Origin of the sequence: Hymenobacter mellowenesis (assembly GCF_030581005.1) — a bacterium.
In the GTDB taxonomy this organism is placed as follows: domain Bacteria; phylum Bacteroidota; class Bacteroidia; order Cytophagales; family Hymenobacteraceae; genus Hymenobacter; species Hymenobacter mellowenesis.
The window spans coordinates 147,621-171,934 of sequence record NZ_JAUQSX010000013.1; the positions used below are offsets into that span (position 1 = coordinate 147,621).

The following is a 24,314-nucleotide window of genomic DNA, read 5'->3' on the forward strand; positions in this document are numbered from 1 at the left end:
TAGGGATTTATGAAAGGGAAACTTTTACTCAGCGGCGGCCTACTGCTGGCGGCGCTGGCCGGGCAGGAAGCCCGCGCCCAGGCGGCCAACAACAACGTCATCATCTACATCGGCGACGGCTTCGGGCTGGCCCCGAAAACGGCCGCGCGCATGGCCATGGGCCAGGGCACCAACGGCAAGCGCTTCGCTTCCGACGCCAACTTTCAGGTGCTGAGCCTCGACAAGCTGAAGTACAACGCCACCGTCACCACCCACTCGCTGAACTCGTGGATTACGGACTCGGCCCCCGGCGCCTCGGTGTATGCCTGCGGCAAGCCCGGCAAGCAGGACAATGAGGTGATTTCGCTGAACCCCAGCTCGGGCGCGGCCATCGAAACCATTCTGGAAAACGCCAAGAAGCAGGGCTACGCCGTGGGCCTCGTGAGCACGGCCCGCATCACGCACGCCACGCCGGCCGCCTTCGCCAGCCACATCTGGTACCGCGACCTGGAGGACTACATTGCCGCCCAGTACATTGCCTCGACTCAAACCCAGTACGAAGCCATTTTTAACAGCAGCCCCACCACCTCGTACCGCTACACGGCGGCCCGCGACTGGGTGCTGCCCACCCCGAAAGTAGGCGTGGAGCTCGACGTGATTCTGGGCGGCGGCGCCCGCCACTTCATGCCCCGCACCCGCACGGCCGCCAGCTCCTACGAGGCCATCGTGGACCGCAACGGCACGGCCATCATCGACCCCGCCACCGGCAACGCCGCCACGCTGCGCGGCAACCGCGCCGACGACGTGGACCTGGTGAGCTACGCCGTGAACCAGCGCAACTACGGCTACGTGAACAGCCGTGACGCCCTCAACAATCTCAACCTGAGCCAGTACGGCGTGGGCGGCAAGAAACTGCTGGGCCTGTTCAACAGCTCGCACGTGAACTACGAGCAGGACCGCCAGACCGGCGCCGCCTGGGAACCCTCGCTGGCCGAGATGACCCACATGGCCATCGAAGTGCTGAAGGCCAAGAGCAACGGCAAAGGCTTCTTCCTGATGGTGGAAGCCGGCCGCATCGACCACCTGGAGCACGCCAATACCGGCGGTATCTCGGTGGTGGCCAACGCGGCGGGCGTCAACCAATACACCGTCGATTCGGACCGCCCGACCTACGCCACCAACGGCGGCGAGGCCAACTACACGGCCACGCCCAGCACGCCCCGCACCACCAACGTGTACGCTTCGGACTACATGATTAAGGAGGTAATGGCTTTCGACTACGCCGTGGCCGAGGGCCGCGCCCTGCTCGGCACGCCCTCCACTACCGGCAACACGCTTATTTTTAGTACTTCCGACCACGAGTGCGGCGGCTTTGCCGTGACGGGCCTGCACGACGAGGCCGACGCCCAGAACAACGGCACCAAAATCCGCACCTACTCGGGCCAGATTACCAAGTCGGTAGCGGCCGAAGCGGGCTACGCCACCCCCACCAACCTGGTGCGCGGCGACGGCGGCACCGGCGGCTGGTTTCCTGATTACGTGATGAATACCTTCCAGGGCAAGCAGTACCCGCAGCCGGCCTCGGCCACGGGCAAGCGCATTGTGGTGGCCTACGGCTCGAACCCGCTCACCAACGGCAACGGCGTGCGCGCCAGCACCGGCGTGGGCACCAACCAGGGCGGCACCCCCGGCAACCACACGCCCCAGGACATCTGGGTGGGGGCCGAAGACAACACCAACAACCCCTTGCACGCGGCGGCCATCACCGGCCAGGGCCTGCTCGACAACACGTCCATCACGCCCGTGATGGCCCGTTTCCTGGGCCTCACCAGCTTCTACACCACCATCACGCTGCGCACCACGCCCGGCAAACCCGACGAATTGCCGGGCCTGCAGCTGAGCCCCGTGCCCTTCCTCAACCAGTTTAACCTAGCCTTCACGCTGCCCACCGCCGGCGCCGTCACCGTCGAATTGTTCGACGAGATGGGCCGCCGCGTGCAAAGCGTAGTGACGAACCAGAATTTCAGCACCGGCGCCCACTCCGTAGCCGTGGACGGCAGCCGCCTCAGCGCCGGCCTCTACATCGCCGCCGTCACGATGAACGGCCAAGTCGTGAGCAAGCGCACGATTAAGCTGTAACGGCGGAACCCCACCCCCGGCCCTCGCCGCTTGATGCGCGGAATCCTCTGGGGGAGGGGAGCCTGAAGATTTTAACGAAAAGGCCCCAACTCATCTTTGAGTTGGGGCCTTTTCATGAACATTCATTCTATTACACCGTGGCTCTCCTCCCCCAGAGGATTCCGCGCATCAAGCGGCGAGGGCCGGGGGTGGGGTTACTTCACGTTCCGCGCCACCACGAACATTCTATCCCCAAACCGCCCCGTCAGCTTGTTCAGGTAGTATGTAGGGTACTGCCCGGCCAGCTTGCTCACTTTCTCCACCACGCTGCCGCCCAAGCGAATGTTCTTCGGCGGCTTCACCGGGTTCAGCAGCTCCGCCACTTCGAAGCCCTGCTTTTTGAGCATTTTGGTGATGGTGGCCGGGGTGAACTCGAACAGGTGGTAGGGCGGAATATCCATCTTGCGCTCCTTGCCCAGCGCGCCGTAGGCCGCGAAGCCCAGCCGCACGGCGGGCAGGTTGAGGGTGGCCGGCAGGGCCAGCACCAGCAGCCCGCCCGGCTCCAGTATGCGGTGGAACTTGGCCAGCGTGGCGCTGGGCGAGAGCAGGTGCTCCAGCACGTCGCCCATGTAGGCCAGGTCGAACTGGTTTTCGTGGAAGTCCTCGGTGGTTTCGATGTTGCCCGTGACGACGGGCAGGTGCAGCTCGCGGCGGGCAAAGTCGGCCGCGTGCTCGGATATTTCCAGCCCGTGGGCTTCCCAGCCCAGCCGCTCCAGGCTTTTGAGGGTGTAGCCGGGGCCGCAGCCCACGTCGAGATAGCGGAACTTGCGGCCGGGGTATTTCGCCAGAATGTAGTTCGTGAACTTGTCGGGCCGAACCTGGTTTAGAGCGTCCTGCTTCTGGCCTTCTTCGATGAACACCACGTCCTGCTGGGTGCGGTCGTAGTTGGGGCGCTCCGTGAAATAGTCTTTGCCGTATAGCCGTTCCAGCTGCGCCGGCGTGGGCTGCGGGTCCAGAAACATCAGGGCGCAGCTGCGGCACTGGGTGCCTTGCAGCCGCTGGCCTTCAAATTCGTAGTAAAAGGGCAGCTTCTTAAAATCGGTGCTGCCGCACAAGTCGCAGGTACGCATAATAGTAATAGTGGGGCGGGCTTCAGCCCGCCGTGCAAAGTTAGCCCCGCTTACATTGCTCTCGGCCTGCGGGCTGGCAGCCGTGGTCTTACATTCAATTTCCGGCGGGCTGAAGCCCGCCCCACCATCATGCTCGACGTTCTCATCATCGGGGCCGGCCCCGTGGGCCTGGCCTGCGCCCTCGAATGCCAGCGCAAGGGCCTCAGCTCCACCATCGTGGAGAAGGGCGCGCTGGTCAATTCCATCGTGGGCTACCCCACCAACATGGAGTTTTTCTCCACGCCCGACCTGCTTGAAATCGGCGGCTACCCCTTTCCCACGGCCCACTACAAGCCCCTGCGCGAAGACGCCCTCGACTACTATCAGCGCGTGGCCCGGAGCGAAAAGCTGGCCATCCGCCTGCACGAAACGGTGCTGAGTCTGAACGGCGAGCAGGGCAATTTCACCGTCACCACCGACAAAGGCGAAATTCCGACTCGCAACGTCATCGTGGCCACCGGCTTCTACGACCTGCCCAACCCGCTCGGCGTGCCCGGCGAAGACCTGCCCCACGTAAGTCATTACTACAAAGAGCCTTACCAGCATGTCCTGCAAAACGTCGTCGTCATCGGGGCCAAAAATTCTTCGGCTAAAGCCGCGCTTCAAATGACCCGCGCCGGTGCCCGGGTCACGCTCATCGTGCGCGGCCCGGAAATCAGCAATTCTGTGAAATACTGGATTCGGCCCGACCTCGTCAACCGCATTGCCGAGGGCCGCATCACGGCGCACTTCAACACCACCGTCACGGCCATTACCCCCGAAGCGGTCGAAGTCCTCATGCCCGACGGCCCACGCACCATTCCCACCGATTTCGTGTACGCCCTCACCGGCTACCACCCCGACGAAGCCTTACTCGGCCGCCTCGGCGTCGAGCCCGACCCGGACGACGAAGCCCGCGCCCCGCTCTTCGACCCCACTACGCACCAGACCACCCGGCCCGGCGTGTTCGTGGCCGGCACCGTGTGCGGCGGGCGCGCCACCAGCCGCTGGTTCATCGAAAACGGCCGGCACCACGCCCAGCTCATTGCTGCTCACCTCAACGGCCTTATGCGCTAGCCTGCCAAAGCCTTGCCGCTGGAGGGGCTTTGGCAGGTTAGGTCTGGTTTCTGGTTACCCCTTCCGATAAGTGATAGTAAACGTGTAGTTTACGTTGTTTTGCACGGCGCTGGTGGTGATTTTGAGTGAAGAATCCGTCAGTTCCTGAATGTTGAGGCTTTGCGGCGAGCCGCCCTGGGGCGTAATGGTAATGATGGTCTGGTCGGAATTGAATACCCAGGTGCCAGTGGTGGTTTGCGGGTCGGTCTGGGTGCATTTCACCGCCCCCTCGTCGTCCTTGAACACGTTAGGCTTTTCGAAGCGAATGAAGTCATCCTTCTGGCACGACTGAAATTGGCCGTACACATCGGTGATGGTTGCCCCCGCCACTACCACGCCGGGGCTGACCGTTTCGGCCGACACAATCCAGTTTTTATCCGACAGCAGGTCGGTTTTGGAAGGAGCCGGAGTTTCCTTGGTTTTGCTGCAGCCCAATGTGAGCAGGCCCAACGCTACGGCGGCAAAATACGAGTACGACTTTTTCATAAGATGGATATAGAAGGGTGGGAGTGAATGACGGCAGCGCAACAGCGCAACAGTGAAGTCGGCTTAAAGCAAATATATTTAGATTATCTAATTATAAGTGTTTAACTAAAAAATATAAATGTGAAAGAACAAAAAAAGGTCCTTTGCCATCGCGGCAAAGGACCTTTTTTAGGTTTAGTATTCTTAAATAGAATGCATTACGGGAACAGCACGCCGCGGTAATCGTTCGGGGCCACTTGTGGCACCATCGAGCCGTAGTAAGCATTGATAACGCGGATGAATTCGTTTGCCACCACCGCGTAGCCGCGGGGCGTGGGGTGCACACCGTCAAGGCTGAACAGGTTGCCCGAAGCAAACGTGGCCGTGTTATTCACGGCATTGGTCACGATGCCTTGCGAGGCAATGCTGTTGAAGAACGTGTTCATGTCGGCCAGGGCCAGCTTGTTCTGACGGGCCGTTTTGGCGATGATGGCGTTAAGTTGGGTGGTGCGGTTCACAACGGTGGTGATTTCCGTAGCGTCCAGCACGTACTGGTTCGGCACGGGGTTGGTGGGCGTCGAGCCGGCGCCCGTGGCCACTACCCCCTGTGCGGTCAGCGTGAGCAAATCGGCCGAGGTAGCGAGGCGAATCACCGGCGCGGTGGCTGTGCCCGTCGTAATAAACACGCCCGGCGAAGCCGCGTTGGCCGCTTTGAAAGCGGCTGCTACTGCCGTCACCGTCACCGTGTTGAAGTACGGAATATTCGTCACATTGGGAATATTGGCGCACACGCCTTTCACCGTGCCATTCTTGGAAATGGCGGCGATGATGTTGCGGTAGCCCTTGCCGAAGCTGGTGGTGTCCGTCAGGCCGCTGAAGGGGTTGGTAGCCGAGGCTACGCCGCCGGCCGTGGCATAAGTCAGTACGTCGTTGTTGCCCATCCAGCACGAGAAGAACGTGGGCGTTTTCTGACCGATGTAGGTCACGTAGTCCTTCGAGGTGCGGTCGGCTGCCGGCAGCAGGCGCTGGTAAAAGTTGTTGAGCGAGCCATACGCGGCGGCAGCGCCGCGCGTCTGGGCATCCACGACGGCGTTGCCAGTCGAGGAGGCGGTTTTGTCGGCGCTCAGCACCGAGATGCCGGGCACGCCTAGGTTGTCGGGCTGCGCGCCGGTGTAGGCCTCCAGCTCGGTGGGAAATGCGGCATTGGTGCCGGTGTAAGCCACCTGCTCGCCCAGGTAGTTGTTGGCGGCAGAGGGCTGCACAGGAACAGCGGCACCGTTCACCAGCTGCAGCTTCACGTAGCCCGAGCCATCTTTTTTGGCGGCCGAGAAAGCGGGCTGCACGAAGCTGGCTGGGCCTTTGCCGGTTTTGGCAAACTGCTGGGCCAGAATGGCGGGGTACGAAACGGCCTGCACCTCGTTGTAGAGGCCGCCATCGGAGTAGCCCGAGGTGAGGGAGTTGCCCACGGCCACGTAGCTGCTGAAATTCAGCTGGCCGGCGTCGGCAGTGGGGCGGTTATCGTCCAGCTCGGGCTGGCAGCTGCCCAGCGTCAGGCCCAACAGGGCCAGGGCCGGCAAAGAATATTTAGGAGAGAAAGTCATGGTTGTGCGTCAGTCAGGAAGCCGGTGGGAATTAGAATTTAACGTACAGCCCCACGCCGGGAACAGCAATGGTCGTTTTGTAAGTGCCGGCCACGCGGTCGGTGGTGCCGTTGTTCAGCAGGTCGCTCTGGCTCTGGCTGCGCTTCAGGAAGTCCTCGAACAGGAACGACGCATCGATGCCGAAGCGCTTGCCGAACTCGTAGGAAGCGCCGGCCGTCAGGCCAATGCGGTCGGCATCAGGGGTTTCGGGGCTGATGTAGCCGTCCTTCACGGCCGCCATGTCGTAGAAGCCACCGGCGCGCACCGTCAGGCCATCGGTCACTTTGTACTGGCCGCCGAGGCGGAACGCCAGCGCGTCCTGATAGTAGCGCTTGGCCGACGATGTGGTGCTGCCGCCCAGCAGGCCGGGCGTGCCCACCACGGCCGGCGTGGTGGCGGTAGCGGCGCGGTCGCCGTAGCCGTTGTTACCGCTGAAGGTGAAGTCCAGCGTCCGGTAGGCGCTCCAAAACACCAGGTTGGCGTCGGCCGAAATCGTCAGCTTCTCGTTGGGCATCACCGCCACGCCCACGCTGGCGGTGGCCGGCAAGGGCAGGGTGGCCGAGAAATTGGTGGCCGTGAAGTTGCCGCCGGTCGAGTAAATCACGTCGCGCAGGCGCACGTCGCCGTTCTCAATCTTGGCGTCCACCTGCGAGCGGTAGCTCACGCCCACGCTCAGTTTATCGCTGGGCTTGAAGTAGATGCCGGCATTGTAGCCGAAGCTCTGCTTGGCTTTGCCGTTGAGGGTGACGTGGGGCGTGGGGGCGCCGGTCTGGGCCGTGAGGGGCACGTCTTTCTGCAGGTCCACGTCGCCGTAGGCCAGCATCACCAGGCCTGCGCCCACGCTCAGCTGCGGCGTGATGGCGAAGGAGGCCGTGAGCTGCGCGAAAATGGAGCGCAAGTTGATGTCGGTCAGGCTGTAGCGGCCTTCCCAGTTCTTATTGTAGTGCAGCTCGCTGCCGAAGGGCGTGTAGGCGCCGATGCCGATTTTCCACTTGCCTTCCTTCGGGCCGAAGGCGGCGTAGAAGTTGGCGGGCGTCACGAGCTTGTTATCGAGCGTGCTCTGGCCGCCCCCGCTTTCGGGAATGAAGGCGTTGCGGGCCAGGGCAGCGTTGAAGCCCACCTGCACGCCGTTGTCGCGCACCATGGCCAGGGCGCCGGGGTTGTAGAACATGGCGGCCTGGTCCAGCGTCAGGGCTACTCCGACGCCGCCCATGCCGATGTTTTTCTGCCCGCCGAGGTTCACCTGAAAGCCGCTGGCCGATGCAGCCGACGCGCTGACCAGCAGCGTGCCCCCCGCAAGGAGTAGTGTTTTAACCGTCATATTAAAAGTAAAGATTTGGGGTGGGTGTGATTTAGGGGTTAAAAGTAACGGAAAAAATCAACCCAAATGTTAGGCTTGCCGAATATTTTGGGGCGTTCAATCGTTTGGAACCAATTATTCTTCCCTTCGTCCCAACCCGTACCTTTGCCCGCATGATTCTTCGCGCCGACCACCTGGTTAAAAAATACAAAGCCCGCACCGTCGTCAACGACATGTCGGTAACCGTGGAGCAGGGCGAAATCGTGGGCCTGCTCGGGCCCAACGGCGCTGGCAAAACCACCTGCTTCTACATGATGGTGGGCATGGTGAAGCCCAACTCCGGCCGCATCTTCCTGGATACCACCGAAATCACGACCATGCCCATCTACCAGCGGGCGCGGCTGGGCGTGGGCTACCTGGCCCAGGAAGCCAGCGTGTTCCGCGACCTGAGCGTGGAGGAAAACATCATGGCCGTGCTCGAGATGACCAGCATGAAGAAGGACGCCCGCCAGGCCAAGGTGGAGGAAATGCTCGAAGAATTTAGCCTGGGCCACGTGCGCAAAAACCTGGGCAAGGTGCTGAGCGGCGGCGAGCGCCGCCGCACCGAAATCGCCCGGGCGCTGGCCGTCGACCCCAAGTTCGTACTCCTCGACGAGCCCTTCGCTGGCGTCGACCCCATCGCCACCGAAGAAATCCAGGGCATCGTGGCCAAGCTCAAACACCGCGGCATCGGCGTGCTCATCACCGACCATGACGTCAACTCCACCCTCAGCATCGTGGACCGCGCCTATCTGCTCTTCGAGGGCAAGCTGCTGAAAGCCGGCACCGCCGAAGAGCTGGCCAGCGACGAAACCGTGCGCCGCGTGTACCTGGGCAAGAATTTCGAGCTCAAGCGCAACGTGTAGCGCAATCTGATTCACAGAACGTCATGCCGAGCGTAGCCGAGGCATCTCGTGTGCTGCAGTAATTCTCTTCTTCAACGATTGAGTTGCTACTCTACGCGAGATGCCTCGGCTACGCTCGGCATGACGTTCTTTTGCATCCGGCTGTCCTTTCATCCCATGCTTGACCAACTCCTTGCCCGCGCCGTTCAATGGAGCAGCCTGTCCCGGCTGGCCCGCGTGCGCGAGCAGCCGGAAAAGTTGCAAAGCCAGCTGCTGGCCCACTTATTGCGCCAAGCCCAAGCCACCGAGTGGGGCCAGCGTTACGGCTACCGCGAGCGCCCAACGGCCGCCGAGTTTGGCCGCCGCGTACCCGTGAGCACCTACGAAGAGCTGTACCCCGAGCTGGAAAAGGTGCTGCGCGGGCAGCCTGATGTGCTGTGGCCCGGCCGGCCGCGTTGGTTTGCCAAAAGCAGCGGCACCACCAACGCCCGCAGCAAGTTCATCCCCGTCACGACTGAGGCGCTGCACGACTGCCACTACCGCGCCGGCCGCGACATGCTGGCCCTGAGCACGTACTTATACCCCGAAGAGCGGCTACTAGCTGGCAAAACGCTCTCATTGGGCGGGGCGCACACCGCCAACCCATTCCGGCCACAGGAGCCGGCCTCGCGCACCGGCGATGTGTCAGCCGTCATCATGGCGCAGCTGCCGGGCTGGGCCGAGGGGCTGCGCACGCCCCCGCTGCACCTGGCGCTGCTTGATGAGTGGGAGGAAAAAATCGAGCGCATTGCCCACCACGTGCTGCGCCAGGACGTGCGCGTGCTGGCCGGCGTGCCCACCTGGATGGTGGTGCTGCTGCGCCGCGTGGTGGCCCTGGCCGGCGCCGACAACATCATGCAGGTGTGGCCGCAACTGCGGCTGTTTCTGCACGGCGCCGTGGCCTTCGGCCCCTACCGCGAGCTGTTCCGCCAGCTTATTCCCGATGCGCGCATGCGCTACCTCGAAATCTACAACGCCTCCGAGGGTTACTTCGCCCTGCAGGACCAGCCCGACAGCGAAGACCTGCTGCTGCTGCTCGACCACGGCATCTACTACGAATTCCTGCCCGCCGACCAGTGGAACACCGTTCACCCCCAGCCCGTGCCACTGGCCGAAGTGGAGCTAAACCGGCCATATGCGCTGGTCATCAGCACCAACGCCGGGCTGTGGCGCTACCTGGTGGGCGACACCGTGCGCTTCACCTCGCGGGCGCCCTACCGGGTGCGCATCACGGGGCGTACCAAGCACTTTCTCAATGCTTTCGGCGAAGAAGTGGTGATTGAAAACGCCGAAGCCGCCGTGGCCGCCGCCAGCCAGGCCACCGGTGTGGCCGTACGCGACTTCACGGCCGCCCCCGTTTGGTTCGCGGCCGGCGATGCGGCCTCGCGCGGGGGCCACGAGTGGGCCGTGGAGTTTGCTTCGGCCCCGGCCCGGCCCGATTTGGACCGTTTTGGGGCTGTGCTCGATGCCACGCTCTGCGAGCTCAATTCGGACTACGCGGCCAAGCGCCACCGCAGCCTGGCCCTGGCGCCGCCGCAACTGCGCGCCGTGCCCGCGGGCACGTTTGAGGCATGGCTGGCCGGGCAGGGCAAGCTGGGCGGGCAGCACAAAGTGCCGCGTCTGCTCAACACCCGGGAGGTACTGGAAGCGGTGCTGCGGGCGGCCACGCAGGTCGTCAGGCAGAGCGGATAAGCGCTTGCTGCTGAATGCACCAACTATTTTTGCAGAATGAAAATGAGCTTTGGCCGAGGGAAATGGCATATTTCGCCGAATGCCTTTTCACGCAAGCAACGGAATTAACGGATATGTAGTAATATTACCGTAATATTCCTGCCTATGTCCAATGTTACTCAAATTCCGTCGGCACGTAAATCGGCGTATAAACGTCCTTACAAATCGCGCAGTCAGCGCCGGGAAAGAGACCGTCGCAAGCACGACGAATCGAAAGACGTTAAATTCTTGATGCGCGTCGGCGTTGGCGTGGCGCTGCTTCTTGCCGTGGCCGTAGCGTTTGCCGTGCAGGGCATGGGCGAAACCGGCCTGTAGGCCCCGCCAGCTTCGCCAAGGTAGGATAGGCAACATCGATGCCGGCTCTGGGCCAGCCTTGGTTTTACTCGTCCAGCACGCCTCCAAGCAGCCCGCCTAGTACGGAGCCGCTTTCTTTCCGCGCATTGCCGCCAGACGGCGCCAGCGCCTGAATCAGCTTTTTAACGGGCATCGACTGTATCCAGACGCGGCCGGTGCCGCGCAGGGTGGCCAGTAGCAGGCCTTCGCCACCAAATATCATCGATTTGAGGCCGCCGGCCCGGGCCACGCTGAAATCAATGCCGGGCTCGAAGGCCACCACGCAGCCGGTGTCCACGCGCAACAATTCGTTATTTAGTCGTTTCTCAATAATGGTGCCGCCGGCGTGTACAAACGCCTTGCCGTCGCCGGTAAGCTTCTGCAGGATAAAGCCTTCGCCGCCAAATAAGCCGGCCCCGAATTTCTGGTTGAAGTGCAAGCTGATTTTGGTGCCCCGGGCCGCCGCCAGAAAGCCGTCTTTCTGCACAATGAGGCCGGCGGGCATCTCGCCTAAGTTAATGGGAATGATAGTACCGGGATAAGGCGCCGAAAACGCCACCCGGCTTTTGCCGTAGCCGCCGCGGTGGGTGAAGTGCGTGAGAAACAACGACTCACCGGTGATGAGGCGGGTGCCGGCCGAAAATAGCTTGCCCATAAAGCCCTGGTCGGGCTCGGAGCCGTCGCCCATCTTGGTTTCAAACGCGATGCCTTCTTCCATGTACACCATGGCCCCGGCCTCGGCAATGACGGTTTCGTTGGGGTCGAGCTCAATTTCCAGCACCTGAATGTCGGAGCCGAGAATGCGGTAGTCAACGTCGTGGGATTGCATGGCGCAGAAGGAAAGGGTTGGTGCTGCCAAAGATAGGAGCGGGCTCGAAGTGGCACCGAAAAAACTTATGCCTCAGCCGAACAATATTTCGAGGAGCTTGCGTTAGCAAAGTGTTTCAACTAAATTTATAGTTAAACTCAACCCCTTCAGCTTATGCGTCTTTCCCGCTTGCTGCTATTGTGCGGCCTCACCGCCTTGCTAGGCGCCTGCGCCAGCTCAAAGCCATCCAGTCAATACGGCCGGCGCGGCTTCTGGCGCCCCAACCACTTCGATGGCCACGGCCGCGAAAACGGCCGCTGGCGCACTTACTACGACGACGGCAAAAAGCAGCCATTCACCACGGGCCGCTACCGCCACGGCCGGCCCATCCGCACCTTCAACTACTACAGCCCCACGGGCCAACTCGACCATACCGAACAATACCAGAAAGACGGCCTGTGCGAGGTGACCTACTGGCACCCTGACGGCCAGATGGCCCGCAAAGGCTCGGCCCAGTGGGTGACCGGCAAGGGCCGGGTCCCGCGCTTCTACTGGTATGGCCAGTGGACGAGCTACACGCCCGCCGGCCAAATCACCGACGTGCAAACCTATACCGACGGCACCATCACGCGCGCCGAAAAGTACGAAAACGGCCAGCTCTCCCGCGTCGAAACGTACGAAGGCAACCGAAACACACGCACCGAAATCTACCAGAACGGCCAGCTTTTCAAGGTCGAAACCTACGAAAAAGGCTTGCGTACTGGCGTTATCAATACGCTGTAGGTCAGGCGCGTTCTACTCGTCGGCCGGTAGCTCGCTGCGCGTTTCGGCGGCTTCTTTGTCGGGGTCTTCTACTGATTTTTTGCGCTTGGCCTCGCGGCTGGTGCGCTTCATGAAGTCCTCGTCGGATTCTTCTGGCTCGGGGTTGTGCTCGGCATCGGCAATGGGGAATGCTTCGTCCTCCGATTCGTCGGGGGCCGGCTTTTCGCCAAACTGGCCGGCGCGGTCCACAAGCTTTTTGTCGCGCACGTGGCGGCCCAGAAACTGGTTTATCTGCTCGATGCTATAGTTGGAGGTAATTTCGCCCAGCGGGTTCACGCCAATCTCGAAGCCTTCCAGCTCTTTGTGCACGCGGGCTTTTTTGTCGGGGTCGACAGCGGATTTCTTGGGCTTGACAGGTTTCTTGGCCATGATGGAGAAAGGCAGGAGCGGACGAAAGGTGTTTCTGAGCTCTACGCGAAAACCTGCCATGAGGTGGCAGCCGGCGGTCTAAACGTGCACCGCACCACGCCACGGGCAGCCACTATTCCAGCAGTAGCCGCTGGCTATGCGTCCCCGAGCGAAGTATGTAAAAGCCCCGGGCCAGCTCAGCCGGCAGGGTCAGGACGGCGGATTCGCCGGGATAGGGCCGGGTATAGACCAACCGGCCGGCTGCGTCGAAAAGACAAATCGGGGACTGGGCCGACAATCCCGTTACCCGAAGCACCGACTGAACCGGATTGGGGCTAACCACCAAGCCTTGCGCGGCTTGGGTTGCGGGGGGGGGCCGCCAGCGCCAGGTTGCCATTAAAACGAATGAAGGCGCCGCCGCCCGCATTGGGGCCAAGGAAATCCAGGTCGCCATCGCCATCTAAATCACTCAGCGAAATATTGCCTCCGCAACCATTGGAAATGGGAATTGAATAATTGGCGGTTCCGGCGAAAAATCCTTGTCCGTTGTTGACCATCAAGGCAATGTTGTTGGTGTTGACCACGATATCCAGGTCGCCGTCGTTGTCTAGGTCGCCTATGGCCAAGCCGCAAGGGTCAGGCCGCACAGTGGGAGACGGATTTGCCGGTGCCAGCGAAAATATGCCGCTACCGTTGTTGAAACAAACGTCGACGCATCGACGGCTAATGTTGGCCGACAGCATATCTAAGTCGCCGTCGTTGTCAACGTCGCCCGCTACCAACGCAAAAGAGCCCTTGAACAGGGTTGGGTCATATCCGGTGCTGAAATACCCACGGCCCGGACCCGAAACCCCCGCCCCGAATTGCCATACGTAGGGGCGGGAGAGGGCCAGCCCGGCGGTGTTTCCGGCCGCCGTGGTGGCGGTGACTGAAATGAGTTCTCCTGGACTAAAGGAATAGGTAGGCGTAAAAACCAGCGCGTTGCCGTTGGCCGCCACCGAGCCCGCACGGCTTGAGCGCATGCCACCGCGTTGCATCGAATGAACTTTCAGCGCGTTGACCGAACTGCTGGCTAGAGCCTGATTGAATGCAGCGCTAACCGTTGCGTTTGGTAGCAAACCAAGCTGATTGACAGCTGGTGTGGTAGCCGTAACGGACAGCTGAGCCATGGCCAGTCCGGGCAGCAAACTCAAAGAAATCGGTACAAAAAGGCGTACAAAATGGGAGATAATGAAAGGGTTTTGGAAAGGAAAAGGATTGTAAATCAGTCCTGAAAACGTCAAAAAATATGCCTATAGTGTAGTTCATATTACGATTATGCAGAAAACAGCAAAAGGCCCGTCGGGCATCACTCGTTGTATACGAGTGATGCCCGACGGGCCTTTTGATAAGTAAAAACGACTAAAATTAAGCCGCAGCGGGCAGCGTAGCCACGGCTGTGCGCAGGCGCTCGGTCACTTCCGGCACGCCCAGAATCACGAGCGTCTCGAACAGGTCGGGGCCGGCGGCGGCGCCCGTCACAGCCACGCGCAGGGCCTGCAACACCTGGCCGGGCTTGAGGCCCTGGGCCGCCATGGTGTCGTTGAACAGTGTTTTCAGGCCTTCAGCCGATACTTCGGGCGCCGTGGGCAATGCTTCGGCGTAAGCCGTGAGGGCGGCGGCCACGGCGGCGTTCCACTTCTTGCTCACCACGGTTTCATCGTACTCCGTGGGGGCCTGGAAGAAGTACTTGGCTTCCTGCCAGAAGTCGTTCGGGAAGCTCACTCGCTCCTTCATCACGCCCACAATCTGCTCGGCTTTCTCCTGGCTGCACACAATGGCGTGCTCGTGCAGGGCCTGCAGCAGGTAGGGCGCCAGCTCGGCGTTGGACTTGGCGCGCAGGTAGTGCTCGTTGAACCACTTCACCTTGTTCTGGTCGAACTTGGCCGGCGACTTGCTCACGCGCTCAATCGAGAAGGCCTGAATCAACTCGTCCATCGAGAAAATCTCCTGCTGCGTGCCGGGGTTCCAGCCCAAGAAAGCCAGGAAGTTTACCAGCGCCTCGGGCAGGTAGCCGTCTTCGCGGTAGCCGCGGCTGATGGTGGCTTCGCCGGTTTCAGCGTCGGTGCCATGCCATTCCAGCGGGAACACGGGGAAGCCCAGGCGGTCGCCGTCGCGCTTGCTGAGTTTGCCGGTGCCGTCGGGCTTGAGCAGCAGGGGCAAGTGGGCAAACTGGGGCATGGTGCTTTCCCAGCCCAGGTAGCGGTAGAGCAGCACGTGCAGCGGCGCCGAGGGCAGCCACTCCTCGCCCCGGATGACGTGCGAGATTTCCATCAAATGGTCGTCCACGATGTTAGCCAGATGGTAGGTCGGCATGCCGTCCGACTTCATCAGCACCTTGTCGTCAATGGCCGAGGAATGCACCACCACCCAGCCGCGAATCAAGTCCTGAAAGCGAACTTCTTCTTTACGAGGTACTTTTAGACGAATAACGTACTGCGCGCCGCCATCAAGCAGGGCCTTCACCTCGTCCTCGGGCAGGGTGAGGGAGTTGCGCATCTGAGCGCGGGTGATGCTGTTGTACTGCGGGTTGGGCACCTTGGCGGCCTGCAAGCGGGCGCGCATGGCGTCCAGCTCCTCGGCCGTGTCGAAGGCGTAGTAGGCGTGGCCGTCGGCGATGAGCTGGTCGGCGTACTGCTTGTACATGGGCTTACGCTCGCTCTGCTTGTAGGGGCCGTGGGGGCCGCCCACGCCCTGGCCTTCGTCAATCACGATGCCGCACCAGGCCAGGGCTTCGAGGATGTACTCCTCAGCGCCCGGCACGAAGCGGTTTTGGTCGGTGTCTTCGATGCGGAGGAGCATCTTGCCGCCCAGCTTGCGGGCCAGCAGGTAGTTATACAGGGCCGTGCGCACGCCGCCAATGTGCAGCGGGCCGGTGGGCGAGGGAGCGAAACGCACCCGAACTTCTCTTTCAGTCATAACGGAAAAAAGCGCGCCCCGGAGTTCGGAACGCGCTGCAAAGGTCGGGGTCATTTATCATTTAACAATTATCATTTAACATTTAACAGCCGTTCGGCCTGACCATCAAGAGCAAGTCGAACGGCTGTTAAATGTTAAATGATAATTAGTCCCGGTTCCTGAAGCCCAGCCAGAGCACCAGCCCCAGCAGCGTGATGCCGCCTCGGATAGCCCAGGCTATGGTCGGGCCCCATTGCTCAATCCAGGTCAGGAAAACGTAGTGGAGGTTGGGGTTAATGAGGGGCAGTACCAGTGAAATGAGCCCAATGATGAGCAGTCCGAGTCCAAGTTCTTTCATGCGAGCAGGGGTTAGGGGTTGGAAATGAATGCTTCCCAACGCCTGCCCTGCCCCGGATATTATGCGCCCACGGCAATGCACGAAATTTCCACCTGCACGTCGCGTGGCAGGCGAGCCACTTCCACCGTTTCGCGGGCCGGCGCCGTGGCCTCGTCGAAGTAGGAGCCATACACCTGGTTGATGGCCGCGAAGTCGCCGAGGTCCTTCACAAAGATGCTGCACTTCACCACGTCGGCCAGCGTGAGGCCCGCCGCGGTGAGAATAGCCGTCAGGTTTTTCAGCACCTGATGCGTCTGGGCTGTGATGTCGCCCGCCACAAGCTGCCCGCTGGCGTCCAGCGGAATCTGGCCCGAAACATAAACGGTGTTGCCCGCCTTCACGGCTTGCGAATAAGGGCCGATGGGGGCCGGGGCCTGGTCGGTAAGGATAATTTGGTGAGGCATACGGTGAAACAGTGAAGGGTGAGATGGTGAGTTTGTCGCCGCAAATAACGCGAAAAGCCGCCCCTGTTTCCAGAAGCGGCTTTTTTGGGGCAAGCGTTAAAAGCTCACCATTTCACTATCTCACAACTCACCACTACTCTACCGTTACCGATTTGGCCAGGTTGCGGGGCTGGTCCACGTTGCAGCCGCGCAGCACGGCAATGTGGTAGCTCAGCAGCTGCAACGGAATCACCGATACCAGCGGCATCAGCACTTCGCTGGTGTGAGGCACTTCAATCACGTACTCGGCCATGGCCGGAATCACCTTGTCGCCCTCGCTCACGACGGCGATGATGCGGCCTTTGCGGGCCTTCACTTCCTGAATGTTGCTCACCACCTTCTCGTACGAGCTGTCGCGGGTGGCAATCACCACCATCGGCATGTTCTCGTCAATCAGGGCAATAGGGCCGTGCTTCATTTCAGCGGCCGGGTAGCCCTCGGCATGAATGTAGCTGATTTCCTTGAGCTTGAGTGCGCCTTCCAGCGCTACGGGGAAGTTGTAGCCCCGGCCCAGGTACAGGAAGTTGGTGGCATCCTTGAACTCCTCGGCAATTTCCTGAATCTGGGCATCCAGCTCTAGGGCCTTGGTCACTTTGGCCGGAATGGTGTCCAGCTCCACCATCAGCTCGCGCAGCTTGGTGTCGGTGATGGTGCCGCGTTTCTGACCCATAATCATGGCCAGCAGTGTGAGCACCGTCACCTGGGCCGTGAAGGCTTTGGTGGAAGCTACGCCGATTTCGGGGCCGGCGTGGGTATAGGCACCGGCGTCGGTGGCGCGGGCAATACTGCTGCCCACCACGTTGCACACGCCGAAAATGGTCGCGCCCTTGCTTTTGGCCAGTTCGATGGCGGCCAGCGTATCGGCCGTTTCACCGCTCTGCGAAATGGCAATCACGATGTCGCGCTCCGTGATAATGGGGTTGCGGTAGCGGAACTCCGACGCATATTCCACTTCTACCGGAATGCGGGCCAAGTCCTCAATAAGGTACTCGGCCACCAAGCCAGCGTGCCAGCTCGTGCCGCAGGCCACGATGATGATGCGCTGGGCGTTGATAAATTTCTGCTCGTAGGCCCGGATGCCGCCCATGTTGAGGTGGCTGGCGCCCAGTTCCAGGCGGCCGCGCATCGAATCAAGAATGGAGCGAGGCTGCTCAAAAATCTCCTTCAGCATGAAGTGAGGATAACCACCTTTCTCAATGCTGTCGAGCTCCATCTCCAGCTTCTGGATGTAAGGCGTCTGGCTCACGTCCTCTTTCGAGCGGATTTCCAACTGGCCATCGCGAATGACCACGATTTCGTAGTCGTTCACGTACACTACTTCGTTGGTGTATTCAATGATGGGCGTAGCATCGGAGGCAATGAAAAACTCGCCGTCGCCAATGCCAATCACCATCGGCGAGCCCTTGCGAGCAGCGATGAGCTGGTTGGGAGCGTCCTTGCTGAGCACCACAATGGCGTAGGCACCCACCACTTCGTGCAGCGCCAGGCGCACGGCTTCCTCCAGCGAGCAGCTATTCTGCTTCTGAATCTCCTCAATCAGGTTCACGAAAACCTCCGTGTCCGTGTCGGAATGGAACGTGTGGCCCTGCTGCTGCAAGTGGGTTTTCAGCGCCGCGTAGTTCTCAATGATGCCGTTGTGAATGATGGCAATGCGCTCCGATGTGGAGTAATGCGGGTGGGCATTCTCGTCGTTGGGCTCGCCGTGGGTGGCCCAGCGGGTGTGGCCCATGCCCACGTTGGCGTGCGTATCCTTCGCGCTGATAAACGATTCTAGGTCGGCGACTTTGCCTTTCTTCTTATAGACCGTCAGGTCACCGTTGAGCAGCGCGACGCCAGCAGAATCGTAGCCGCGGTATTCGAGGCGGTGAAGACCTTTGAGAATGATGGGGCAGGCCTCACGATGGCCCAAGTAAGCAACAATGCCGCACATGGCAGGAAGGGTTAAATTCGAAAAATATTGATAATCAGAGAGGTCAAAAACGTAAGTCAGACCTTAAGCAGTACCGCAGATGAAAGGTATTAGCGCTTCCGCGAGTAGTACACGCGCAGGCGGATGTTGGTGGCATCCAAGGCTGCCCGGTTGAGCGACAGCGTACCGGACGACCGGATGCTGGGAGTCAGCACCAGATACTTCGGGTTCGCCGCCGGGTCGTTATACAGGTAGTTTTGCAGGTACGAAGTTACCGGAATGGTGTAGTAAGACTGAGCTGCCGCGTTGGTGAGCAGGCCGGTCGCCGGGTAGCCCGTGCCAACGGGGCTCTGGCCATCGGCCTGCACCACCCGGTCGACCGGCAAATAGTTGATGGTGCGCTGCAGCACCGCGTTGTTGGCGTCTACTTCCAGCGCGTACAACTGGCTGGGGTTGGTGTACAGCACGTTCGTGTATGGCTTGATGGGCACAATCAGCTCGGCCCGGTTGATGACCACGCCGCTGGTGTCGGTGGACTGGGTCAGCGACTTCAGCGTCACGCGGCCCTGCAGAGTCACGCGCGTGGCTAGGCCCGTGCCTTCCTGCGCGTAGCTGGTGCCGCTCAGCGCCGCCGCAGATACCGCGCCGGAACGAGTGGCCAAAGCTGCTAGCGGGTTCGGCAACGTGTTGTCGACCGTGGTGTAGTAGCGAGGGTCGCGCGAGGAGGGCAGCCCGAGGCCACTATAAGCAGGGCCGAAGTAGATGGAATACACGCGCTTCAGGGTATCGGCGGCGTGGTAATACACCACAATGCGCGATTTGTAGCCTTTGCTGAAGCTCACTAGGCTGCCCGTGTGGTTGACGTTGGGCAGAATGGCAATGCCCTTGAGGGCCGCATCGAGCTTGGCCTGCGAGAAGCCGGGCGCCTTAAGTTGGGCAAACAAGTCGGTGGCAAACTGTGAGGGCACGGCGCTGACGGGCGGGCGAGTGCCGCTGGCGGGCGCGGCCGTGCGCTGTAGCACCAGCCGCACCGTTGGGTCGGGCACGGTGGTGGTCACAGCGGGAGTGCCCGTCGTGGTCGCCGTGGCCGCCACAGCGGCTGTCACCACTTGCGTCTGCGTCCGGTCGAGCCGGCTGGTCAGGTTCTGGCCCAACCGGCCCTGCGGCGTCAGGTCGAGCGCGGCCGGCGTGCTGCTGTCGTAGCCGGCCTGTCGCTCGTCGAGCGGCGCGGCCAGCTTGAAAACATCAAAGCTTACCGGCGCCGACGTGCTGCCGTACACCCGGTCGAACCCGGCCACAAGCACCACCGAATCCAAGCGGGTGGTGGTGTACAGCGAAGGCAGCGAATCGGTCGGAATGCCGCCGGTCGCCGTAATGATGGTGTTGATGCCGCCCGCGTCGACGACGTTGGAGTACGTGCCGGCAACGGTGGTGCCGGCCACGTTATCGGCCAGACGCCCCACCATAAAATGGTCGGCTTTGAGGGTTTGCACTGGCGAAAGGCGCACGGTGGCCACTTCCAGCGGAATGTCTTTGTAGGAAGTGTTGACGGCCGTTGTTTCGGGCAGGTCCACGTTCAGGTCGGTGCCCTTGTCGCAGCCGGCGAGCACCGCCACAGCGGCTACGGCAACGAGGGGAGCACAGCGGCTAGTTAGCCAATTCATTGTACAGCGCTAGGTAAGAGGAGTGCAGGTTTTCATCGGTAGCTACCTGGCTGAGCTTGTTGTGGAGGGCGTATTCGTGAAACATGCCGTTCATGTTTTCGCTGAAGTCCTCGTCGGACCGCACCACAGTGTCAGCATACTCCATGCCCATTTTGATGAAACCGCTGAAATCGGCGGTTTTCAGCGAAGCCAGCATCTGGTCGTCGATGTCAAGCATCTTCGCTTTTTCCAGAATGTTGCCCTCAAATTTGTCGTCGAACTCGTTGTTGTAAATCGAGAACACCGACTTGGCATCCTTGAACACCGGGTCTTTCTTGTAGGTCGTTTTCAGGTAGAGCGGAATCAAACCGGTCATCCAGTCGGAGCAATGCACAATGTTGGGCGACCAGCCCAGCTTCTTCACCGTCTCGAGCACACCTTTGCAAAAGAAGATGGCGCGCTCGTCGTTGTCGGCGTAGAATTTGTCATTTTTGTCGACCAAAGCCGACTTGCGGTGGAAATAATCTTCGTTGTCGATAAAGTACACCTGCAGCTTGGCCGTCGGGATAGAAGCCACTTTAATCACCAAGGGCTTTTCGTCGTCGCCCACGGCGATGTTGATGCCCGAGAGGCGCACTACTTCGTGCAATCTATTTTTGCGTTCGTTGATAATGCCGAAACGGGGCACGAAAATGCGAATTTCGCAGCCCATCTCCTGCATGCTGGCGGGTAGGCGCCGGAGCATTTCAGCCACTTTCGTGGTCTGCAGAAACGGGTCAATTTCGGTGGCCGCGTAGAGGATTCGTAGCTTCGACATAAGGGATTATTGAAGAGAATGGGACAAGGCCATACTATGGGTGCACAAAATTAAACAATTTTGAGCGGAAAATCAATAAAACCTACTCCGGGGGCCGCTCCAGTTGCCTCCTTTCTTTATGCAGATACTCAATACCGCCGCCGCGTTGCACGCCTTCACCGAACACGCCCGCCAGACGGGGCAGCGCGTGGGCTTGGTGCCCACCATGGGCGCCCTGCACGATGGGCACCTGCAGCTGGTGCAAGCCGCCCGCGCCGAATGCAACGAGGTGGTAGCCACCATTTTTGTCAACCCCACGCAGTTCAACAACGCCGAGGATTTCCGCCTCTACCCGCGCGTGCCGGAAGCCGACGCGGCCCTGCTGGCGCCGGCCGGCTGCACGGCTTTGTTCGTGCCCTCGGTGGAGGAAATGTACCCTCAGCCTACCGTGCTGCGCTTCGATTTTGGCGAGCTGGAGCGGGTGATGGAAGGGGCGCACCGGCCCGGCCATTTCAACGGCGTGGCCACGGTGGTGAGCAAATTGTTCCACATGGCCTGTCCGCACCGCGCTTATTTTGGACAGAAGGACTGGCAGCAGGTGGCCATCATCCGGCAACTGGTGGCCGACTTGTCGTTCGACCTGGAAATCGTGACGTGCCCCACCATCCGGGAGGCCGACGGGTTGGCCATGTCGTCGCGCAACCGGCGGCTCGACGGCCCGGCCCGGGCCGTGGCGCCGCTGCTGCACCAAGTGCTGGCCGCCGCCGCTGCCCAGGTGCGCCAGGGCGTGCCCCCGGCCCAAGTGCGTGCCGCCGCCGAAGCCACGCTGGCCCGCGAACCGCTGCTGACCCCCGAATACGTGGAAGTGGCCGACGCCCAGACCCTGCAGCCGCTGGCTGCCTACGCCCCCGGCCGGGCCGTGGTGCTGTGCCTGGCCGCCCACCTAGGCGGCGTGCGCCTGATTGATAACGTGGTGGTGGAATAAGGACGGGAAGAAGCTGGCGGGGCGGGGCGTAAGTCGTTTTACCTTTGCCGGGATTTTGCCTTCGGCGCCAGCTTCTATTTGTTCGACTTTCTATTGAAAACGGTATTCAACATTCTTAAATACGCGCTGCTGCTCAGCATCTCGGGCGCACTGATGTGGTATGCGGTGCGGGGGCAGGACTTGTCGCGCATTGGCCACTACATTGCCACGGCCAACTACTTCTGGCTGGCCATTACGCTGACGCTCTCTGTGTTGGGTTACTTCAGCCGAGCCTACCGCTGGCAGATGCAGCTCAAAGCTGCGCAAAATCCGGCGCCTTATTGGGCGGTGTACCACGCCAGCATGGTGGGCAATCTAGCTAATCTGGTGCTGCCGCGTATGGGCGAAGTCATTCGCTGCTCGGTGCTGCGACGCACCAGTGGCGTGCCGGTGCAGGTGGCTATTGGTACGGTGGTGACGGAGCGGGTGATTGACGTGCTGGTGTTGTTGGGCCTTATCGGTAGCTTGCTGCTGCTGGATTTCAACACCTTCTGGAACTTTGTGACAGAGCACGTGCTAGGCGACCAGTATGCTGCCGTGGCCCGCAACCGAACGCCGCTGCTCATCGCAGCTGTGGTGGGCGTGCTGCTGCTGTTGGTAGCAGGCTTCGCGCTGTTTCGTAACCTGGAGCGGCTGCGGCAAAACGCTATTTTCAACAAAGCCATTGTGTTTGTGCAAGGCCTGCTGGCGGGCGTGTTCAGCGTGGTGAAATTGGAAAACAAATGGCTGTTTTTATTCCATACGGTCTTCACCTGGGTGGTGTATTACCTGATGGATTATCTGGCATTCTTCTGCTTTCCCGAAACGTATAACCTCGACATGCGCGCCGGTTTGGCTGTGCTCACGTTTGGGGCGCTTGGCATGGCAGCGCCGGTAGCCGGCGGCATTGGGCCGTTCCACGTGATGGTGCAGGGCGTGCTGATGGTGTATGGGGTGAGCCGGGAAGCCGGCATTGCCTATGCGCTGGTGGTGCACGGGGCCCAGACGCTGCTGGTGGTGCTCATGGGCGGCATCAGCTTCGTGGCCGTAGCCGCCGCCGACAAGGGCAGCGTGCTGACCGAAGCCGAAGCCCTGGCCGATGAGCCGCTTACCAGTGAGTAAAATGGTAAATGAACAGGTGTGTAAATTCTTTGCTTCTCCTGCTGTTCGCACATTTGCTCACTTACTCATTTACCGTTTTACCGCATGTGGACGAAAGATAAAATCCTGACCCGGGAGCAACTGCCCGCCACTGTGGCCGCCTGGCGCGAACAGGGCCGCAAGGTGGTGTTCACCAACGGGTGTTTCGATTTGCTGCACCTCGGCCACGTCGACTACTTAGAGCAGGCCCGGCACCTGGGCGACGCCCTGGTGGTGGGGTTGAACACCGACGCTTCGGTGGGCGCCCTTAAGCCCGGCCGGCCCATTCAGGACGAGGACGCGCGGGCCCGGATTCTGGCCTCGCTGGCCTTTGTGGATGCCGTGGTGCTCTTCGGCGAGCCTACGCCGCTGGCCCTCATCGAACTGGTGCAGCCCGATGTGCTGGTGAAGGGCGACGACTATGCCATCGACGGAATTGTGGGGCATGAGTTGGTGTTGAACAGGGGCGGGCAGGTGCTAACCGTGCCATTGGTGCCGGGGTATAGCACCTCGCGCATCGTGGAGCGCATTTTGCACACTCCCTAGCCGTTCTCACTTTTTTCTTTTTCAGCCATGTATTTTCTGTTGATTTTGCTGATGCTCGTTAGTTGGGGCATTCAGTGGCGTCTGCGCAGCAAGTTCAAGCAATACGCCCACGTGGGCCTGCATGCCAACTTGTCCGGGGCGCAGATTGCCGAGCTCATGCTGGCCGACCACGGCATCACCGACGTGCGCATCATCAGCACCGAGGGCCGCCTCACCGACCACTACAATCCCACCGACAAAACCGTGAACCTGAGCGAGGGCGTGTACGCCGAGCGTAGCGCCGCCGCTGCCGCTATTGCGGCCCACGAATGCGGCCACGCCGTGCAGCACGCCACCGCCTACTCCATGCTGCAATTTCGCTCGGCCATGGTGCCGGCCTTGAGTGCCGTTTCCACCTATATGCCGTGGATTCTGCTCGCCGGCGTGTTCCTGATTAACCGCTCACTGATTCCGCTGGGCGTGGGCATTGTGCTGTTTTCGCTCACCACCCTGTTTTCGTTTGTGACGCTGCCCGTCGAATTCGACGCCTCGCGCCGGGCCCTGGCCTGGATGGACAAGCGCGGCGTGGTGACTGTGCAGGAGCATGCTATGGCCAAAGATGCCCTCTGGTGGGCGGCCATGACGTACGTAGTGGCGGCCATCAGTTCGTTGGCTACACTGCTGTACTACGTGAGCATTTTCATGAGTGGTAGCCGGCGCAATTAACGTCGTTGCTTATAATACCTCATAAAAAAAGCCGCCCCGAAAGAGGCGGCTTTTTTGTGCAAAA

The 24,314-nt window shown here is 60.9% G+C and carries 24 protein-coding genes; 10 read left to right on the forward strand and 14 right to left on the reverse strand.

The genetic code is table 11. The features are described from left to right. The first annotated feature begins 9 nt into the window (after nucleotides 1-9). Nucleotides 10-2,118 (forward strand): alkaline phosphatase, encoded by a 2,109-nt coding sequence (locus Q5H92_RS21395; RefSeq protein ID WP_305013602.1) that lies wholly within the window; start codon nucleotides 10-12, stop codon nucleotides 2,116-2,118. Nucleotides 2,119-2,312: 194 nt separating this feature from the next. On the opposite strand, the gene Q5H92_RS21400 is transcribed toward Q5H92_RS21395, so the two are convergent. Beyond that, the gene (locus tag Q5H92_RS21400; protein WP_305013603.1) at nucleotides 2,313-3,227 is read right to left on the reverse strand and encodes a class I SAM-dependent methyltransferase; all 915 of its coding nucleotides are present in this window, start codon (nucleotides 3,225-3,227) and stop codon (nucleotides 2,313-2,315) included. Nucleotides 3,228-3,356: 129 nt separating this feature from the next. Between Q5H92_RS21400 and Q5H92_RS21405 the strand changes: the two genes are divergently transcribed. After that, nucleotides 3,357-4,322: a YpdA family putative bacillithiol disulfide reductase gene (locus Q5H92_RS21405; RefSeq protein WP_305013604.1), complete on the forward strand. Its 966-nt coding sequence runs from the start codon at nucleotides 3,357-3,359 to the stop codon at nucleotides 4,320-4,322. Between the two features lie 54 nt (nucleotides 4,323-4,376). Here Q5H92_RS21405 and Q5H92_RS21410 read toward each other — a convergent pair whose 3' ends face one another. The 3 genes from Q5H92_RS21410 to Q5H92_RS21420 form a co-directional block, all read right to left on the reverse strand. Next, complete coding sequence (locus Q5H92_RS21410; protein ID WP_305013605.1) at nucleotides 4,377-4,847, reverse strand: lipocalin family protein; 471 nt, start codon at nucleotides 4,845-4,847, stop codon at nucleotides 4,377-4,379. Between the two features lie 197 nt (nucleotides 4,848-5,044). Further along, the gene (locus tag Q5H92_RS21415; protein ID WP_305013606.1) at nucleotides 5,045-6,427 is read right to left on the reverse strand and encodes an SGNH/GDSL hydrolase family protein; all 1,383 of its coding nucleotides are present in this window, start codon (nucleotides 6,425-6,427) and stop codon (nucleotides 5,045-5,047) included. 31 nt (nucleotides 6,428-6,458) lie between these two features. Then, entirely contained in the window at nucleotides 6,459-7,787 is a 1,329-nt protein-coding gene (locus Q5H92_RS21420; RefSeq protein WP_305013607.1) for an OmpP1/FadL family transporter, read from the reverse strand. 152 nt (nucleotides 7,788-7,939) lie between these two features. On the opposite strand from Q5H92_RS21420, the gene lptB reads away from it, so the two are divergent. From lptB to Q5H92_RS21435, 3 genes are all read left to right on the forward strand, one after another. Continuing rightward, nucleotides 7,940-8,671: an LPS export ABC transporter ATP-binding protein gene (gene lptB, locus Q5H92_RS21425; protein ID WP_305013608.1), complete on the forward strand. Its 732-nt coding sequence runs from the start codon at nucleotides 7,940-7,942 to the stop codon at nucleotides 8,669-8,671. Nucleotides 8,672-8,827: 156 nt separating this feature from the next. After that, entirely contained in the window at nucleotides 8,828-10,381 is a 1,554-nt protein-coding gene (locus Q5H92_RS21430; protein WP_305013609.1) for a GH3 auxin-responsive promoter family protein, read from the forward strand. Between the two features lie 144 nt (nucleotides 10,382-10,525). After that, the gene (locus Q5H92_RS21435) at nucleotides 10,526-10,735 is read left to right on the forward strand and encodes a hypothetical protein (RefSeq protein ID WP_305013610.1); all 210 of its coding nucleotides are present in this window, start codon (nucleotides 10,526-10,528) and stop codon (nucleotides 10,733-10,735) included. A gap of 64 nt (nucleotides 10,736-10,799) precedes the next feature. Here the strand turns inward: Q5H92_RS21435 and Q5H92_RS21440 are convergent, their stop codons facing one another. Beyond that, entirely contained in the window at nucleotides 10,800-11,582 is a 783-nt protein-coding gene (locus Q5H92_RS21440) for a TIGR00266 family protein (RefSeq protein ID WP_305013611.1), read from the reverse strand. A 153-nt stretch (nucleotides 11,583-11,735) separates the two neighbouring features. Between Q5H92_RS21440 and Q5H92_RS21445 the strand changes: the two genes are divergently transcribed. Beyond that, the gene (locus Q5H92_RS21445) at nucleotides 11,736-12,344 is read left to right on the forward strand and encodes a toxin-antitoxin system YwqK family antitoxin (RefSeq protein ID WP_305013612.1); all 609 of its coding nucleotides are present in this window, start codon (nucleotides 11,736-11,738) and stop codon (nucleotides 12,342-12,344) included. 12 nt (nucleotides 12,345-12,356) lie between these two features. Here the strand turns inward: Q5H92_RS21445 and Q5H92_RS21450 are convergent, their stop codons facing one another. The 9 genes from Q5H92_RS21450 to Q5H92_RS21485 all read right to left on the reverse strand — a co-directional run bounded on the left by Q5H92_RS21450 (nucleotide 12,357) and on the right by Q5H92_RS21485 (nucleotide 20,877). Beyond that, entirely contained in the window at nucleotides 12,357-12,752 is a 396-nt protein-coding gene (locus Q5H92_RS21450; RefSeq protein WP_305013613.1) for a hypothetical protein, read from the reverse strand. A 112-nt stretch (nucleotides 12,753-12,864) separates the two neighbouring features. Then, on the reverse strand, nucleotides 12,865-13,185 hold the full coding sequence (locus Q5H92_RS26725; RefSeq protein ID WP_369811171.1) for a T9SS type A sorting domain-containing protein: 321 nt from the start codon (nucleotides 13,183-13,185) through the stop codon (nucleotides 12,865-12,867). Further along, nucleotides 13,067-14,014 (reverse strand): FG-GAP-like repeat-containing protein, encoded by a 948-nt coding sequence (locus Q5H92_RS21455; RefSeq protein ID WP_305013614.1) that lies wholly within the window; start codon nucleotides 14,012-14,014, stop codon nucleotides 13,067-13,069. Before Q5H92_RS21455 ends, Q5H92_RS26725 begins: the two co-directional genes overlap by 119 nt. A gap of 124 nt (nucleotides 14,015-14,138) precedes the next feature. Beyond that, nucleotides 14,139-15,689 (reverse strand): glutamate--tRNA ligase, encoded by a 1,551-nt coding sequence (gene gltX, locus Q5H92_RS21460; protein ID WP_305013615.1) that lies wholly within the window; start codon nucleotides 15,687-15,689, stop codon nucleotides 14,139-14,141. 145 nt (nucleotides 15,690-15,834) lie between these two features. Further along, the gene (locus Q5H92_RS21465) at nucleotides 15,835-16,026 is read right to left on the reverse strand and encodes a hypothetical protein (RefSeq protein WP_305013616.1); all 192 of its coding nucleotides are present in this window, start codon (nucleotides 16,024-16,026) and stop codon (nucleotides 15,835-15,837) included. 59 nt (nucleotides 16,027-16,085) lie between these two features. Beyond that, nucleotides 16,086-16,469: a RidA family protein gene (locus Q5H92_RS21470; protein ID WP_305013617.1), complete on the reverse strand. Its 384-nt coding sequence runs from the start codon at nucleotides 16,467-16,469 to the stop codon at nucleotides 16,086-16,088. A gap of 133 nt (nucleotides 16,470-16,602) precedes the next feature. Further along, nucleotides 16,603-18,438, reverse strand: coding sequence for a glutamine--fructose-6-phosphate transaminase (isomerizing) (gene glmS / locus Q5H92_RS21475; RefSeq protein ID WP_305013618.1), 1,836 nt, complete (start codon nucleotides 18,436-18,438; stop codon nucleotides 16,603-16,605). 89 nt (nucleotides 18,439-18,527) lie between these two features. Continuing rightward, a complete protein-coding gene (locus Q5H92_RS21480) occupies nucleotides 18,528-20,081 on the reverse strand; it encodes a DUF4270 family protein (RefSeq protein ID WP_305013619.1) in 1,554 nt (517 codons plus the stop codon). Next, nucleotides 20,065-20,877 carry a glycogen/starch synthase gene (locus tag Q5H92_RS21485; RefSeq protein ID WP_305013620.1) on the reverse strand — a complete coding sequence of 271 codons (813 nt, stop codon included), beginning with the start codon at nucleotides 20,875-20,877 and terminating at the stop codon, nucleotides 20,065-20,067. Before Q5H92_RS21485 ends, Q5H92_RS21480 begins: the two co-directional genes overlap by 17 nt. A gap of 118 nt (nucleotides 20,878-20,995) precedes the next feature. Here Q5H92_RS21485 and panC point away from each other — a divergent pair, with 118 nt between their 5' ends. The 4 genes from panC (at nucleotide 20,996) to Q5H92_RS21505 (ending at nucleotide 24,250) form a co-directional block, all read left to right on the forward strand. Next, nucleotides 20,996-21,841: a pantoate--beta-alanine ligase gene (panC, locus tag Q5H92_RS21490; protein ID WP_305013621.1), complete on the forward strand. Its 846-nt coding sequence runs from the start codon at nucleotides 20,996-20,998 to the stop codon at nucleotides 21,839-21,841. Nucleotides 21,842-21,934: 93 nt separating this feature from the next. After that, complete coding sequence (locus tag Q5H92_RS21495; protein ID WP_305013622.1) at nucleotides 21,935-22,981, forward strand: lysylphosphatidylglycerol synthase transmembrane domain-containing protein; 1,047 nt, start codon at nucleotides 21,935-21,937, stop codon at nucleotides 22,979-22,981. An 84-nt stretch (nucleotides 22,982-23,065) separates the two neighbouring features. Beyond that, on the forward strand, nucleotides 23,066-23,545 hold the full coding sequence (gene rfaE2, locus Q5H92_RS21500) for a D-glycero-beta-D-manno-heptose 1-phosphate adenylyltransferase (RefSeq protein WP_305013623.1): 480 nt from the start codon (nucleotides 23,066-23,068) through the stop codon (nucleotides 23,543-23,545). A gap of 27 nt (nucleotides 23,546-23,572) precedes the next feature. Next, nucleotides 23,573-24,250, forward strand: a complete 678-nt coding sequence (locus Q5H92_RS21505; RefSeq protein WP_305013624.1) for a zinc metallopeptidase — start codon at nucleotides 23,573-23,575, stop codon at nucleotides 24,248-24,250. Nucleotides 24,251-24,314: the final 64 nt, after the last annotated feature.